This window comes from Nocardiopsis halotolerans DSM 44410 (assembly GCF_000341065.1).
Lineage (GTDB): Bacteria > Actinomycetota > Actinomycetes > Streptosporangiales > Streptosporangiaceae > Nocardiopsis > Nocardiopsis halotolerans.
Map to the genome: position 1 here is coordinate 22,964 of NZ_ANAX01000307.1, position 13,789 is coordinate 36,752.

Below are 13,789 nucleotides of genomic sequence, written 5' to 3' on the forward strand. Positions count from 1 at the left end.
CACGCCTCCGCGCGTCGGGGCCCGGCGCGCGGCGCCCGTCTCCACCCCGTGCGGCCGGATCCGGCCACACCCTCCCACGTGCGCTGACCCGCGCTTCTTCACGGACCGTCGCCCTGCCGCGCCCTGTGGTCCGCTCCCACTCTTCTGTAGTCTCTGTTCTTCAGGATGTAGTACATGTACTATCAACAGCAGTAGATCAGGGACGATATGGAGGACAGATGTGATGAGTACGGATGTCCAACCGACCTCCAGGGCGCGGGCCCAGGCGTCGGGAAGCCCACAGGAGGCCGTGCTCCGGGTCCGCGACCTGCGGATGAGCTACGGCGCCACCGAGGTCCTGCGGGGCGTGGACCTCACCGCCAGACGCGGCGAGGTGATCGCCCTCCTCGGGCCCAACGGGGCGGGCAAGACCACCACGATCGAGATCCTGGAGGGGTTCCGCAGGCGGTCCTCGGGCGAGGTGGAGGTACTGGGGCACGACCCCGAACGCGGTGACGAGGCGTGGCGCTCACGGATCGGCGTCGTCCTCCAGTCCTGGCGCGACCACGGCGCCTGGCGGGTCCACGAGCTGATCCAGCACTTCGGCCGCTTCCACGCGCCCTTCTCCGCGCCCTGGCGCGTGCGCCCCCACGACACCGACGCGCTCCTGGAGACCGTCGGCCTCACCGAGCACGCCCACAAGAGGCTCCGCGCCCTCTCCGGTGGTCAGCGCCGCCGCGTGGACGTGGCCCTGGGGATCGTCGGCCGTCCCGAGCTGCTCTTCCTGGACGAGCCCACCGCCGGGTTCGACCCGGTGGCCCGGCGCGAGTTCCACGACCTGGTGCACCGGCTCGCCGACGAGGACGACACCACCATCCTGCTGACCACCCACGACCTGGACGAGGCCGAGAAGCTGGCCGACCGCATCCTCATCCTGGCGGGCGGGGTGATCGTCGCCGACGGCAGCGCCGACCAGCTCTCCTCCCTGGTGGCCCGGGAGAGCGAGGTCACCTGGAGCGCCGGAGGGCGGCGGCACGTCCACAGCACCAGCGCCCCCGCACGCCACGTCGCCGAGCTGTACGCGGAGCACGGCGAGGACGTCACCGACCTGAGGGTCACCCGGCCCTCCCTGGAGGACGTGTACATGGCCATGGTCCGTAGGTACGAGTCCGGGGACGCCGAGAGCGCCGCGGCCGAGTTCGTGAGGGGGATCCGATGAACGCCAGAGTCAACGCCGTCAGGGCGGGGCTCTCCCGGGGGTGGACCGAGTTCCGGCTGTCGTTCACCAACGCCCAGGAACTCTTCAGCGGCTACCTGCTGATGCCCGCCGTGTTCGTCGTCCTCGCCGTCATCCTGGGCGGCGAGCGGATGGCGGGGACCGACACCTCCGCCGGCGCGACGACCATGGCCATGGGCATCACCATGCACATGGCCATCCTCGGTCTGATGACGGTCGCCCAGGTGCTCGGTACCGAGCGCGAGGACGGCACCCTGCTGCGGGCCAGGGCCACGCCGCACGGCATGCTCGGCTACGGGGTGGCCAAGACCGGCCACGTGCTGGGCATGTCGGTGGTGGCCGTGCTGCTCATGCTGGTTCCGGGAACGCTGCTCGTCGACGGGTTCGCCCTGCGGGGCCTGACCGGGGCGCTCACCCTGCTGTGGGTGTTCTTGCTCGCGATGCTGGCGCTGGCTCCCATCGGCGCGATCCTCGGAGCGACCCTGTCCAACCCGCGCACCGGGGTCGGTCTGCTGGTCATCCCGGTCATGGGACTGGTGGGGATCTCGGGCGTCATGTTCCCCATCACGTTCATGCCCGGATGGGTACAGTCCCTCGCCCAGGTCTTCCCCGTCTACTGGATCGGTCTGGGCGTGCGCGCCTCGCTGCTGCCCGCCGACCACGTCGCCCTCGAACTGACCGGAACCTGGCAGTTGCCGCAGGTGGCCGGAGTTCTGACACTGTGGGCCGTGGTCGGGTTCGCCGTCGCGCAGTGGGTGCTGCGGCGGATGGCCCGGCGTGAGTCGGGATCGAGGGTCCAGGCGGCCCGGGAGAGGGCGATGAAGCGTGCCTACTGAACGCGGCGCGAACGGTACCGGCCGTCGTCCGAGGGCGGCGGCCGGGAGCGGCGAGACCATCTACAACCGGATCGCGATGCTGCGGGCCGAGCGGAACGTGTCACGGCGCCAGCTGGCCGAGGCCCTGGGCGTGCACTACCAGACGGTCGGCTACCTGGAGCGGGGCGAGTACAGCCCCAGCCTCCACCTGGCGCTGCGTATCGCGCGCTACTTCGAGGTCCCGGTGGAGGTCGTCTTCTCCACCGAGCCCTTCCCCCGCATCGGCCAGTGACCGATCCGACCGAAAGGGAATCACCATGTCCTTCTTCGACGACGTCTTCGTACTGCCCCACCCCCACCGGCTCCGCGCCTCCCGGACCCGGCGGCGCTGTTACGTGGTGCTGCACGTGCTCATCACCCTGGCCGTCGCGGTGCTCATGTGGGTCGTCACGCTCCCGGACCCCGGAATGGTGCGGTCGGGGCTGCAGGCGGTCGGGATGCTCGGACTCCTGGGCGCGTGGTTCGTGGTCCACGCGCGGCTGGGGCAGGCCACGGACCTGATGGTCAGTTACCAGCGCCTGGACGAGCGCCAGCGCACCGAGCTGGACCGGGCCACCCGGATCGGACACAACGTGACGTCGGTGTCCATCTTCGCGGCGTTCTCCGCGGTGGTCGTCGGGGCGTTCCTCCCCGTGTCCCTCATCAGTGAGCTGGCCATGCCCGTGCTGTGGGTGATCTACATGGTGCACGCTTCGACCCCCCTCCTGCTCCTGGCCTGGACGCGGCCGAACGAGGCGCCCGACGACGAGGAACTCTGACGGCCGGGGCCCTCAGAAGATGTCCGGACCCGCCCAGCCGTAGGAGTCGCGCTCGCGGACCCGGGCCAGTTCGTCCTCGGACAGCACGCGGGGTTCGCCGAGCTGGCGTGCCCTCAGGTACGCCGCGCTGAGCCAGTCGAGCAGGCGCAGGTTCTCCAACGCGTGTCCCAGGTCGCGGCCCAGGGCCAGCCCGCCGTGGTCGGCGAGCAGCGCGGCGTCGCGGCCCTTGAGCGCCTTGACGGCGTGGTCGGAGATCTCGCCGGTGCCGTAGGTGGTGTACGGGGTGACGGTGATGGCTCCGCCCAGACCGGCGGCGCGGTGGTGGATCGGGGGGAGTTCGGCCAGGACCGAGGACACCGCGACGGTGTCGGCGGTGAACGCGTTCACCACGGCGGTGACGTCGCGGTCGTGCTCGGCGGTGAGGCGGTGCACGGCCATGTGCAGGGTGGCCTCGGCGGCGGGGTCGCGCCGCCCTTCGAGGACGCGGTCGTCGAGTGACATCACCGGGCAGTCACCCGGCTGGATCCGGTCGAGCGGGACACCGTGGGGCGTGACGACGACCAGGTCACCGCTGCGGACGCTGACGGTCCCCGACTCGCCCGGGGCGGCACCCGCGCCCGAGGCGAGGGAGCGGGCGGTCAGGCATACGTCGCGGCGTTCTTGTTCCAGGAGCATGTGTTCCCCAAGGGTGCGCGGTGGGCGCGGTCCTGCGGCGGCCCGCCCCGGGGACGCGGACCCGGGCGAACCTGACTGAGGTGTGCCTCACCTACTGAGGCACACCTCAATGTACGTCAAACTCTCGCTCCCGTCTTCCCCAGCTGAGGTGTCGGTGGACGACCCGGGGCGTCGCACGGGGTAGTTGTGTGTCCGGGTGTCGCGTGGGCGGGCCACGGACGGCCCCGTAACGACCGGGCGTTCGCACAGTTCGGCCTGGCTCGGCTCATGGGGCAGATGTGACTTACGCTTCTTATGAGACGAGGCTGTTTGTGAATACCGATCCTGGACAGACCGAATCCGTGAACAAGCGCCACGTAAGCCTGCCGTCCGTGCCCTACCTGTCGGAACCGGGATCGTCGACGGCCACCAGTCTGTACATCGACGGCCAGTGGAAGGCCGCCCGCAACGGCCGGGTGCGGGAGATCCTCGACCCGGCGGACGCCTCAGTCCTGACCATCGTCAGCGAGGGAGGCGGGGACGACGCCGAGGACGCCATCGCCGCGGCCCGCCGCGCCTTCGACACGGGGGAGTGGCGTCACGTCTCCGACGACGAGCGCGGACAGCTCCTCGGCCGCATCGCCGACCTCCTCCAGCGCGACCGCGAGGAGATCGCGGTCATGGAGTCCCTCGACACCGGCAAGACCATCGAGGAGGGCGGAATCGACGTCGACGACGTCACCAACGTCTTCCGCTACTACGCCGGTCTGGCCGGTAAGGACGCGGGGCGCCTCGTGTCCGCGCCCGAGGGCGTGCACAGCAAGGTGGTCTACGAGCCCGTCGGCGTCTGCGGCATGATCACGCCCTGGAACTACCCGCTGCTCCAGCTCTCCTGGAAGATGGCCCCGGCCCTGGCCGCGGGCAACACCATGGTGGTCAAGCCCAGCGAGATCACCCCGGTCACCACCGCCAAGCTCGTCGAGCTCACCGAGGAGGCGGGCGTCCCGGCGGGCGTGGTCAACCTGGTCACGGGCAGCGGCCCCGACGCGGGCGCCCCGCTGTCCCAGCACCCCGACGTGGACCTGGTCTCCTTCACCGGCGGACTGGCCACCGGCAGACGGATCATGGCCGCGGCCTCCGACACGGTCAAGAACATCGCCCTGGAACTCGGGGGCAAGAACCCCAACATCGTCTTCCCGGACGTGGACCTGGACACCGCCGTGGACTACGCGCTCAACGCGGCGTTCTTCCACTCCGGCCAGGTCTGCTCGGCCGGGGCCCGCCTCATCGTCCACAACGACGTCCACGACGCCTTCACCACCGAGCTCGCCCGCCGCGCCGAGGCCATCCGCATCGGCCGCGGCCAGGACGAGGGCGTGCGCTGCGGCCCGCTGGTGTCGGCCGAACACCGGGCCAAGGTGGAGGCCGCCGTCGAGCGCGGCGTCGAGGAGGGCGCCCGGATCATCGCCGGGGGCAGGCGTCCCGACGACCCCGCCCTGGCCGAGGGCTACTTCTACCGGCCCACCGTGTTCGTGGACTGCGAGAGCTCCATGGACATCGTCCAGACCGAGGTGTTCGGCCCGGTCGTGACCGTCGAGCGGTTCGAGACCGAGCAGCAGGCCATCGACCTGGGCAACGACACCGACTACGGCCTCTCCGGCGGCGTGTGGACGAACGACACCGCCCGGGGCGAGCGCGTCGCGGCGGCCCTGCGCCACGGCACCATCTGGATCAACGACTACGGCCCCTACTTCCCCGGAGCCGAGTGGGGCGGCTACGGCCGCAGCGGCATCGGCCGCGAACTCGGGTTCGCCGGTCTGGACGAGTACCGCGAGGCCAAGCACATCTACCGCAACCTGGCGCCCGAACCGCAGCGCTGGTTCGGCTGACGGCACCCGCCCGGAGCCGGTACGCGCTCCGGGCCGCCGAACGCCCCGGCGGTGCGGCTCCGTCCTTCGCACCGCCGGGAGCGTCCCCATGACGACGTCATCGGCCCGCGTCAGAAGCGACGCGGGCCGGTCTCCTGCCCCCCGCCCCCAGAGCTACGCAACGAGAGGAAGCGGACCGTGGACACGACCGAGACCTATGACTACGTGATCGTCGGAGGCGGGACCGCCGGATCGGTGATCGCCAACCGGCTCACCGAGGACCCCGGCACCAGCGTGTGCCTGATCGAGGGCGGCCCCGACGACCGCGACCTGGAGAAGGTCCTGCGTCTGCGCGACTGGCTGAGCGTCCTGGACGGCGAACTCGACTACGGCTACACCACCGTCGAGCAGCCGCGCGGCAACTCCCACATCCTGCACTCCCGGGCCCGCGTGCTCGGCGGATGCTCCTCGCACAACACGCTGATCAGCTTCCGGCCGTTCGCGGAGGACCTGGACGACTGGATCGCGGCGGGCGCCGAGGGCTGGGACAACGCCACCGTGCAGTCCTACGCGGACCGGATCAAGTGCAACATCATCCCGATCGCCGAGAAGGACCGCAACGCCATGGTCAAGGACTGGGTGTCCTCGGCCGCGGAGGCGGCGAACGTGCCGGTGGTCGAGGACTTCAACGCCCTGACCTCCCACGGCGGAGGTTTCGCGGACGGGGCGGGCTTCCTCTCCATCGCCTACGACCCCTACACCGGGTACCGCTCCTCCGCGTCGGTGGCCTACCTGCACCCGATCATGGACGTGCGCGACAACCTCACCCTCAAGCTGGAGACCTGGGTCGACCGGCTGCTCCTCGACGGTGACCGTGCCACCGGGGTCAGCGCCACGGCCAAGGACGGCACGCGCGTCACCGTCAACGCCCGCCAGGAGGTGATCGTGTGCGCCGGTGCGGTCGACTCCCCCCGGCTGCTCATGCTCTCGGGCATCGGCAACGCCGAGGAGCTGCGCGAGGTGGGCGTCGAGCCTCGCCACGACCTGCCCGGCGTCGGTGAGAACCTGCTCGACCACCCCGAGTCGATCATCATGTGGGAGACCAACGAGCGGATCCCGGAGAACACGGTGATGGACTCCGACGCGGCCCTGTTCGTGCGGCGGGACAAGAGCGACCCGCGCCCGGACCTGATGTACCACATCTACCAGGTCCCCTTCGACGACAACACGAAGCGGCTGGGCTACGAGTCCCCGGAGGACGGCTACGCGGTGTGCATGACGCCGAACATCCCCCGTTCGCGCTCGGTCGGCAAGCTCTACCTGACCAGCAGCGACCCCCAGGCCAAGCCCGCGCTGGACTTCCGCTACTTCACCGACCCGGAGGGGCACGACGAGAGGACGATCGTGGACGGGCTGAAGCTCGCCCGCGAGGTCGCCGCCACCGAGCCGTTCCGGTCCTGGATCAAGCGGGAGGTCGCGCCCGGTCCCGACGTCCGGAGTGACGAGGAGCTGTCCGAGTACGGCCGCCGCGTGGCCCACACCGTCTACCACCCCGCGGGTACCTGCCGGATGGGCGCCGCCGACGACGGGGACGCCGTGGTCGACCCGCGCCTGCGCGTGCGCGGTCTGCGCGGTCTGCGCGTGGCCGACGCGTCGGTGTTCCCGACGCTGCCGACGCCCAACCCCATGGTGATGGTCCTGGCGCTCGGCGAGCGCGCCGCGGACCTCATCCGCCAGGACGCCCTGGCCGACCGCTGACGGAGACGCCCCGACCGCTCCCGCCGGGGTCCGGGAAGGAACCCGGCGGAAGTGGACGCGGCCATGCGGACGGGTGCGACGGTCAGCACCTCGGATCCGGTGGACGTCGGGAAGGCCGCCGAGGCGGTGAGCGCACGAATTCCGCTGGTCACCGTGTGACCGACCGGAGGACCACGTCGTCTCGGGTCGGGAACCCCTCCCCGACCCGACTGCGCTCAGGCGGGTGGGCCGCCGCCGTACCTGCGCCGTCGGCCCACCCAGTACACGTTCACGCAGGCGGCGACGAAGCCCGCGCCGAGCAGGACGACCAGCCACATCTGGTCGGTCCACAGGTAGGCCAGGACCGCGCCGACCAGGAACACCAGGGCACCGAACACGGCCAGCACCATGCGGAAACCCAGAGCGCTCGCCGGGCGCTCGTGGCTGCCCAGAGCCCCCTTCAACCTGCCGCGTCGCATGACGTACGCCCCCTTCGCACCGTAGGCTCCCCGGTTCATCGGGTCCTCCTCCGACACCTACCCAGCGAACGGGGACCACGCGTCGACCTCTCCGGGGACGAACGGACGAGGTTCGGCCGAGACACGCGGCGGGGGCGCCCCGAAGGACGCCCCCGCCGCGATCGCCTGGTGCTACACGCCGTCCATCAGGGCGGGCAGGGCCCCCTCGTGGGACTCGCGCAGCTCGGTCAGCGGGATCTCCACGGCGCCGTTGGTGTGCGTGACCTCCAGCGCGTCACCGCCCACCACGCCGATCTCCGCCACCGGCACGTCGTGCTCCGCGGCCAGCGCCACGAAGGCCTCCTCCTCGCCCGACCGCACCGCGACGACCGCGCGGGCGCCGGACTCACTGAACAGGGCGGTGAACACGTCCCCCTCCACGCTCACCCGCGCGCCCCGGCCGCCGCGCAGCGCCGACTCGGCCAGCGCGACCGCCAGGCCTCCGTCGGACAGGTCGTGCGCGGCCTCGGCCAGGCCACGCGCGGCGGCGGTGGCCAGCACCTCGCCCAGGGCGGCCTCGGCGGTCAGGTCCACCCGCGGCGGCAGGCCGCCCAGGTGGCCGTGGACCGTGTCGGCCCACGCCGAACCGCCGAACTCGGGTCGGGTCTCGCCCAGCAGGAACAGTCGGGCGCCGTCGGTCTCGAACGCCGTCCGCAACCGGGTGCGCACGTCGTCGATCACGCCGAGCACGCCGATCACCGGGGTCGGGTTGATCGCCACGTCACCGGTCTGGTTGTAGAAGCTCACGTTGCCGCCCGTCACCGGCGTGCCCAACGTCTGGCAGGCGTCGGCCAGTCCCCGGGTGGACTCGGCGAACTGCCACATCACCCCGGGGTCCTCCGGCGAACCGAAGTTGAGGCAGTTGGTCACCGCGAGCGGGCGCGCGCCCGTGGCGGCCACGTTGCGGTAGGCCTCCGCGTACGCCAGCTGCGTGCCCGTGTACGGGTCCAGCCGGGTGAAACGCCCGTTGCCGTCCGTGGCCAGGGCCACGCCGCGGTGCGAGTCGTCGGAGATCCGGATCATCCCGGCGTCGTGCGGGGTGGACACCACCGTGTCGCCGCGCACGTAGCTGTCGTACTGCTGGGTGACCCACGTCGGGTCGCCCACGCCCGGTGCGGCCAGCACGCGCAGCACCTGCTCGCGCAGCTCGGCGTCGTCGGCGGGGCGGGCCAGCTTCCCGGCGTCGTCGGCCTGGAGCGTGTCCTGGGCGGCCGGGCGCGCGTAGGGGCGCTGGTAGACGGGGCCCTCGTCGGAGGCGGTCCGCGGGGGCATGTCCACCACGGTCTCGCCGTGCCAGGTCATCACGAGGCGGCCGCCGCGCTCGGCCTCCTCGGGGGTCACGTCGGTGACCTCGCCGATCTCGGTGGCCAGGATCTGCCACTTGTCGCAGATGGCCAGGAACTCGTCCATCCTCCCCGGCTCGACGATCGCCATCATGCGCTCCTGCGACTCGCTCATGAGGATCTCCTCGGGAGTGAGCCGGTGGTCGCGCAGCGGCACCCGGTCGAGCTGGACGCGCATGCCGCCCGTGCCGCCCGCGGCGAGTTCGGTGGTGGCGCAGGACACGCCCGCCGCACCCAGGTCCTGGATGCCGACGACCATGTCCTTCTCGAACAGCTCCAGGCTGCACTCGATGAGCAGCTTCTCCATGAACGGGTCGCCGACCTGCACGCTGGGCCGCTTGGCGTGCGACTCGTCGTCGAAGGTGGCGCTGGCCAGCACCGAGGCGCCGCCGATCCCGTCGGGTCCGGTGGTGGATCCGAACAGCACCACCTTGTTGCCCGGGCCGGGCGCCTGCGCCAGCTTGATGTCCTCGTGCCGCATCACACCCACGCACAGGGCGTTGACCAGCGGGTTGCCGATGTATCCGGCGCCGAAGCCGATCTCGCCGCCGATGTTGGGCAGGCCCAGGCAGTTGCCGTAGAAGGAGATGCCGGACACCACGCCGGGCAGTACCCGCTTGGTGTCGTCGGCGTCGGCCGGGCCGAACCGCAGGGCGTCCATCACCGCGACGGGGCGGGCCCCCATGGTGAGGATGTCGCGGACGATGCCGCCCACGCCGGTGGCCGCGCCCTGGTGCGGCTCCACGTACGACGGGTGGTTGTGCGACTCGATCTTGAAGGTCACCGCACGGCCGTCGCCGACGTCCACCACGCCCGCGTTCTCACCCATGCCGACGAGCAGGGCGTCGTTCTCGGGGGCCTTCTCCCCGAACTGGCGCAGGTGCACCTTGGAGGACTTGTACGAGCAGTGCTCGCTCCACATGACCGAGTAGATGGCCAGCTCCGCGGAGGTGGGGCGGCGGCCCAGGATCTCGCGGACCCGCTCGTACTCGTCCTTGGCCATGCCCAGTTCGGCGTACGGCTGGGGTGTGTCGGGGCTGTCGTGCGCCACGGCGACGGTGTCGAGACCAGGTGCTTCAGACATGCGTGTTCCGTTCGGGATGTGCTGGTGTGAGCCGGGCCGTGGCGTCCGCCGAACGGCGCGGAAGGTCATGGTCAGGGTGCGGTGGGTCCGCTGGCGTCGCCGAGCATCAGCGTCGGGGCGGTCCCGGGGTCGTCGTGCGCGGAGGTGTCGGCCAGCATGTACTCGCCGTTGCTGAGGAAGATCTGCTCCGCGGGCGCGCCCTGCGGGTGCTGTTCCTCCCACCCCTGGCCGGTGAGGTGGTCGACCACCGCCAGGACGGTCTCGCGGGAGTCCTCGGGCAGCTCCCCCTCCTCGGTCATGACCCTGACCAGGCGGACGCACTCGGTCCCCTCGCAGTACACGTCCTTCTCGGCGTCGGACGTGTACCGGAGGCCCGACGGGGCCTCGCCGAGCACGTCCGCGTCCGGCGGCTGGTTCCGGGACTGACCGGAGCCCCCCTGGCCCCCGCCCTGCTGGTACTGGGCCGGGGGCGCGGCGACGGGCGCGGAACCGATGGCGTTGAACAGACCGATCCCCGCGGACACCACCATGCCGACGATGACCACACCGGCGAGGATGAACATCGTCCTTCTGGAGCGCAGCAGTGCCATCATCGGCCGGTACCCCCGTTCGGTGTGCGGATCAGGCGTTCACCGGCGAACCGGCGGCCAGGTGGGTGAGGATCGAGGCGAAGAAGCCCAGACCGTCGGCGGACGGTCCGGTGAGCAGCTCGACGGCGTGCTCGGGGTGCGGCATGAGGCCGACGACGTTCCCGTGCTCGTTGGTGATCCCGGCGATGTCACGGCGTGAACCGTTCGGGTTTCCGTCGACGTAGCGGACCACGACCCGTCCGGTGTCCTCCAGCTCGTCCAGGGTGTGCTCGTCGGCGACGTAGCTGCCCTCACCGCTCTTGAGGACCACCAGGATCTCCTGGCCCTCGGTGTATCCGCTGGTCCACGCGGTGCCGGGGTTCTCCACGCGCAGTACCTGGTCGCGGTTGACGAACCGCAGGGAGGAGTTGCGGGTCAGGGCGCCGGGGAGCAGGTGGCTCTCGCACAGGATCTGGAAGCCGTTGCAGATGCCGAGCACCGGCAGCGCGCCCGAGCGGGCGGCCGGGACCAGCTCCGACATCAGCGGGGCGAACCGGGCGATGGCGCCGCAGCGCAGGTAGTCGCCGTAGGAGAAGCCGCCGGGCAGGACCACGGCGTCCACGCCCCTGAGGTCGGCGTCCGCGTGCCAGAGGGAGACGGGTTCGGCGCCCGCCAACGCGACGGCGCGCGCGGCGTCCTTGTCGTCGAGGGAGCCGGGGAAGGTGACGACGCCCACACGGGCTGTCATGAGCACACTCCGAGAGATCGGGTCGGGATCCATCCCCGTGTGTCACGGGGAGCGTGCGGCGAGGAGACGCCGCTGGCCCCGTCACTGGGGACGGTGCGTCCGCACCTCGCAGCGTACCCGCTGTGCTCACGTACGAGGTCAGTCGCCTTCGGAGGGCGTTGGCTTGGATGATCACACCAATGGCCGACGTGGCGTGGTGCGCGGCGACGGCGGCCCCGCGGGACGTGTGGGGCGGTGCGGCCGGTTCACATCAGCGCGTAGCGCGGCATCGGTATCCGCCCCGCGGTCTCCTCCGCCGGTGGGCTGTCGCAGGACGTGAGCCTCTTGCGCAGCAGGACCGTCGTCCGGGGCTCGCCCTCGAAGGCGACCTCGTCCATGAGGTAGCGCATCAGCAGAATGCCCCTGCCCGATTCCGCGTCCGGATCCGGGAGGGGCGTGTGGTCGGTGGTGAATCTCTCGGCGAGCGCCGTGGGATCGGGCGCCTTTCCGGTATGGGATATCCGGAGTTCGCACCAGCGTTCGCCCATCTCGGCCTCGACCCTGTAGGCGTGGGCGGGCCCGCCGTGGTCGATCGCGTTGGCACAGGCCTCGGAGACGGCCAGGAGGATGTCGTCGACGCAGTTCCCGCACACCCCCGCGCGGTCGAGGAGCGTGCCGAGAACGTCGCGTGCGACGGCGACCGTGTATGCCTGCCTGGGGAGGGAGATCGAGAAAACGGCGTCCATACGTACACCTCTCGTGCTCCGTTGTCGTGTTCAGCCCGGCACGTTAGGAAACCTTCCCCGAGGGTGGTTGGAGTAAAACGAACAGCCGTGCCCCCGAGGGGACACGGCTGGCTTTTTCCGACACTTCCGGCATGGCGAGTGTCACAGGGCTGAATGACCACGACTTTCCTCGCGGGAGGCGGCGATCGCCGTGGGGGGCGGTGGTTCCCGGTGTGTTCGGAATCACGGTGGCCCGGGTCGGTTCCGCGGTGCGGGGGAGTGCGGCGTGGGGTGGTGTCCGCGGGGCCGCGGCCGGAACCGGTCAGCCCTCCACGCGGACCTCGTAGTCCTCGATGACGGTGTTGGCGAGGAGGGTCTCGGCCAGGCGGCGGACGTCGGCGAGGGCGGCGTCGTCCACCTCGCCCTCCACCTCGACCTCGAAGCGCTTGCCCTGGCGGACCTGCTCGATCCCCTCGAAGCCCAGACGGGAGCAGGCCCCGGCGATGGCCTGGCCCTGGGGGTCCAGGATCTCGGGCTTGAGCATGACGTCAACAACGACGCGGGCCACAGGGTCCTCCACAAGGAAACGGGGTGTGTGCCGCACGTGCCTGCGGCGGGCGGGCCGCCCTCCGGGCCGAAGCGGGAGGGGACGACGCAAGCGTACGGCACGCGGAAACGGGTAGGCGTCCTGACCAGGAGGCGCGCCGCGCCTTTACCCCACGTTGAACAGTGTTGGTGACTGTTTCGGGGGTCCCGTGACCCGAATCACGCGGCTTGGTGTCATCATTGGAAGCGTGCGGTGGCGTCTTACAGGGTGGAAGTGACGTCCGGTCGTCCTGAGGGGGAATCTTGACGACTGTAGAAATGGACCAGACCTCCACGATCGGTGGGCCCCGCGACGAAGAGCAGACACTGGACTTCGCCACGGCGGTGACACCGTTCGCGGACCAGCTCTATCCCACGGCTCTGCGGATGACCCGTAATCCCGCCGACGCCGAGGACCTCGTGCAGGAGACCTTCGCCAAGGCCTTCGCGAATTTCCACCAGTTCCGGGCGGGCACGAACCTGCGTGCCTGGCTTTACCGGATCCTGACCAACACCTTCATCAACAGTTACCGCAAGAAGCAGCGCGAACCGCGCCAGGAGACCACCGACGAGATCAAGGACTGGCAGCTCGCCGCCGCCGAGGCGCACACGTCGTCCGGCATGCGGTCGGCCGAGAACGAGGTCCTGGACCACCTGCCCGACTCCGACATCAAGCAGGCGCTCGCCCGTCTGCCCGAGGAGTTCCAGGAGGTCATCTACCTCGTCGACATCGAGGGCTACGCCTACAAGGAGGTGGCCGAGCGCATGGGGACCCCGCTGGGGACGGTGATGTCCCGTCTGCACCGTGCCCGCCGCCAGCTCCGTGAGATGCTCGCCGACTACGCCCGTGACCGCGGGGTGCGCGTCTCCGCCGCGGAGTAGTCCCCGTCCCGCCGAGCGGGCCCGTGTCCCCGCTCCGCGACCTCATCGCCCCCTGACCCCGTACGCGGTCACGTCCGGCCGCGCCGTCCCTCCCACGGAGACATCCGACGACCGGAGGAATCCCGCCCGTGTGGCCGGTTCCTCCGTTCCTCCCACGGCCCATCCAGCGCGTCGCACACGTCCGGGCGGCCCCGCGCGACGGGAGTCGCCCCTGTGTCATGCCCGCCCGTCACCCTCCACCACCCTCA

The 13,789-nt window shown here is 70.9% G+C and carries 14 protein-coding genes; 7 read left to right on the top strand and 7 right to left on the bottom strand.

The window, feature by feature from the left end; all coding sequences use genetic code 11:
- Positions 1-223 precede the first annotated feature (223 nt).
- The 4 genes from D455_RS0122625 to D455_RS0122640 are packed head-to-tail and all read left to right on the top strand — an operon-like array spanning position 224 to position 2,849.
- Positions 224-1,198 carry an ABC transporter ATP-binding protein gene (locus D455_RS0122625; RefSeq protein WP_026122890.1) on the top strand — a complete coding sequence of 325 codons (975 nt, stop codon included), beginning with the start codon at positions 224-226 and terminating at the stop codon, positions 1,196-1,198.
- Positions 1,195-2,052 (top strand): ABC transporter permease, encoded by an 858-nt coding sequence (locus D455_RS0122630; protein ID WP_017572967.1) that lies wholly within the window; start codon positions 1,195-1,197, stop codon positions 2,050-2,052. The genes D455_RS0122625 and D455_RS0122630 overlap by 4 nt, the downstream gene beginning before the upstream one ends.
- The gene (locus tag D455_RS0122635; RefSeq protein ID WP_017572968.1) at positions 2,042-2,323 is read left to right on the top strand and encodes a helix-turn-helix transcriptional regulator; all 282 of its coding nucleotides are present in this window, start codon (positions 2,042-2,044) and stop codon (positions 2,321-2,323) included. Before D455_RS0122630 ends, D455_RS0122635 begins: the two co-directional genes overlap by 11 nt.
- 25 nt (positions 2,324-2,348) lie before the next feature.
- Positions 2,349-2,849, top strand: a complete 501-nt coding sequence (locus tag D455_RS0122640) for a hypothetical protein (protein ID WP_017572969.1) — start codon at positions 2,349-2,351, stop codon at positions 2,847-2,849.
- Between the two features lie 12 nt (positions 2,850-2,861).
- On the opposite strand, the gene D455_RS0122645 is transcribed toward D455_RS0122640, so the two are convergent.
- Positions 2,862-3,524 carry a class II aldolase/adducin family protein gene (locus tag D455_RS0122645; protein WP_017572970.1) on the bottom strand — a complete coding sequence of 221 codons (663 nt, stop codon included), beginning with the start codon at positions 3,522-3,524 and terminating at the stop codon, positions 2,862-2,864.
- 371 nt (positions 3,525-3,895) lie between these two features.
- Here D455_RS0122645 and D455_RS0122650 point away from each other — a divergent pair, with 371 nt between their 5' ends.
- Both D455_RS0122650 and D455_RS0122655 read left to right on the top strand, forming a co-directional pair.
- Complete coding sequence (locus D455_RS0122650; protein WP_394296651.1) at positions 3,896-5,392, top strand: aldehyde dehydrogenase family protein; 1,497 nt, start codon at positions 3,896-3,898, stop codon at positions 5,390-5,392.
- A gap of 177 nt (positions 5,393-5,569) precedes the next feature.
- Positions 5,570-7,129, top strand: a complete 1,560-nt coding sequence (locus tag D455_RS0122655) for a GMC family oxidoreductase (RefSeq protein WP_017572972.1) — start codon at positions 5,570-5,572, stop codon at positions 7,127-7,129.
- A gap of 215 nt (positions 7,130-7,344) precedes the next feature.
- Here D455_RS0122655 and D455_RS0122665 read toward each other — a convergent pair whose 3' ends face one another.
- The 6 genes from D455_RS0122665 to purS all read right to left on the bottom strand — a co-directional run bounded on the left by D455_RS0122665 (position 7,345) and on the right by purS (position 12,642).
- A complete protein-coding gene (locus D455_RS0122665; protein ID WP_026122891.1) occupies positions 7,345-7,587 on the bottom strand; it encodes a hypothetical protein in 243 nt (80 codons plus the stop codon).
- Between the two features lie 171 nt (positions 7,588-7,758).
- A complete protein-coding gene (gene purL / locus D455_RS0122670; protein ID WP_017572975.1) occupies positions 7,759-10,053 on the bottom strand; it encodes a phosphoribosylformylglycinamidine synthase subunit PurL in 2,295 nt (764 codons plus the stop codon).
- Positions 10,054-10,124: 71 nt separating this feature from the next.
- Positions 10,125-10,646 (bottom strand): hypothetical protein, encoded by a 522-nt coding sequence (locus D455_RS0122675; RefSeq protein WP_026122892.1) that lies wholly within the window; start codon positions 10,644-10,646, stop codon positions 10,125-10,127.
- A 28-nt stretch (positions 10,647-10,674) separates the two neighbouring features.
- Complete coding sequence (gene purQ, locus D455_RS0122680) at positions 10,675-11,370, bottom strand: phosphoribosylformylglycinamidine synthase subunit PurQ (RefSeq protein ID WP_017572977.1); 696 nt, start codon at positions 11,368-11,370, stop codon at positions 10,675-10,677.
- Positions 11,371-11,615: 245 nt separating this feature from the next.
- Entirely contained in the window at positions 11,616-12,095 is a 480-nt protein-coding gene (locus tag D455_RS0122685) for an ATP-binding protein (RefSeq protein ID WP_017572978.1), read from the bottom strand.
- A gap of 301 nt (positions 12,096-12,396) precedes the next feature.
- Entirely contained in the window at positions 12,397-12,642 is a 246-nt protein-coding gene (gene purS / locus D455_RS0122690; RefSeq protein ID WP_026122893.1) for a phosphoribosylformylglycinamidine synthase subunit PurS, read from the bottom strand.
- Positions 12,643-12,923: 281 nt separating this feature from the next.
- Here purS and D455_RS0122695 point away from each other — a divergent pair, with 281 nt between their 5' ends.
- Positions 12,924-13,541, top strand: a complete 618-nt coding sequence (locus D455_RS0122695) for a sigma-70 family RNA polymerase sigma factor (RefSeq protein WP_026122894.1) — start codon at positions 12,924-12,926, stop codon at positions 13,539-13,541.
- Positions 13,542-13,789 lie beyond the last annotated feature (248 nt).

What these genes read in the sequence shown, in the direction of transcription:
- D455_RS0122675 (WP_026122892.1), bottom strand. Translation starts at nt 10,646, where the DNA reads ATGATGGCACTGCTGCGCTCCAGAAGGACGATGTTCATCCTCGCCGGT.
- D455_RS0122645 (WP_017572970.1), bottom strand. Translation starts at nt 3,524, where the DNA reads ATGCTCCTGGAACAAGAACGCCGCGACGTATGCCTGACCGCCCGCTCC.
- D455_RS0122685 (WP_017572978.1), bottom strand. Translation starts at nt 12,095, where the DNA reads ATGGACGCCGTTTTCTCGATCTCCCTCCCCAGGCAGGCATACACGGTC.
- D455_RS0122640 (WP_017572969.1), top strand. Translation starts at nt 2,349, where the DNA reads ATGTCCTTCTTCGACGACGTCTTCGTACTGCCCCACCCCCACCGGCTC.
- purL (WP_017572975.1), bottom strand. Translation starts at nt 10,053, where the DNA reads ATGTCTGAAGCACCTGGTCTCGACACCGTCGCCGTGGCGCACGACAGC.
- D455_RS0122630 (WP_017572967.1), top strand. Translation starts at nt 1,195, where the DNA reads ATGAACGCCAGAGTCAACGCCGTCAGGGCGGGGCTCTCCCGGGGGTGG.
- D455_RS0122665 (WP_026122891.1), bottom strand. Translation starts at nt 7,587, where the DNA reads ATGCGACGCGGCAGGTTGAAGGGGGCTCTGGGCAGCCACGAGCGCCCG.
- purQ (WP_017572977.1), bottom strand. Translation starts at nt 11,370, where the DNA reads ATGACAGCCCGTGTGGGCGTCGTCACCTTCCCCGGCTCCCTCGACGAC.
- D455_RS0122625 (WP_026122890.1), top strand. Translation starts at nt 224, where the DNA reads ATGAGTACGGATGTCCAACCGACCTCCAGGGCGCGGGCCCAGGCGTCG.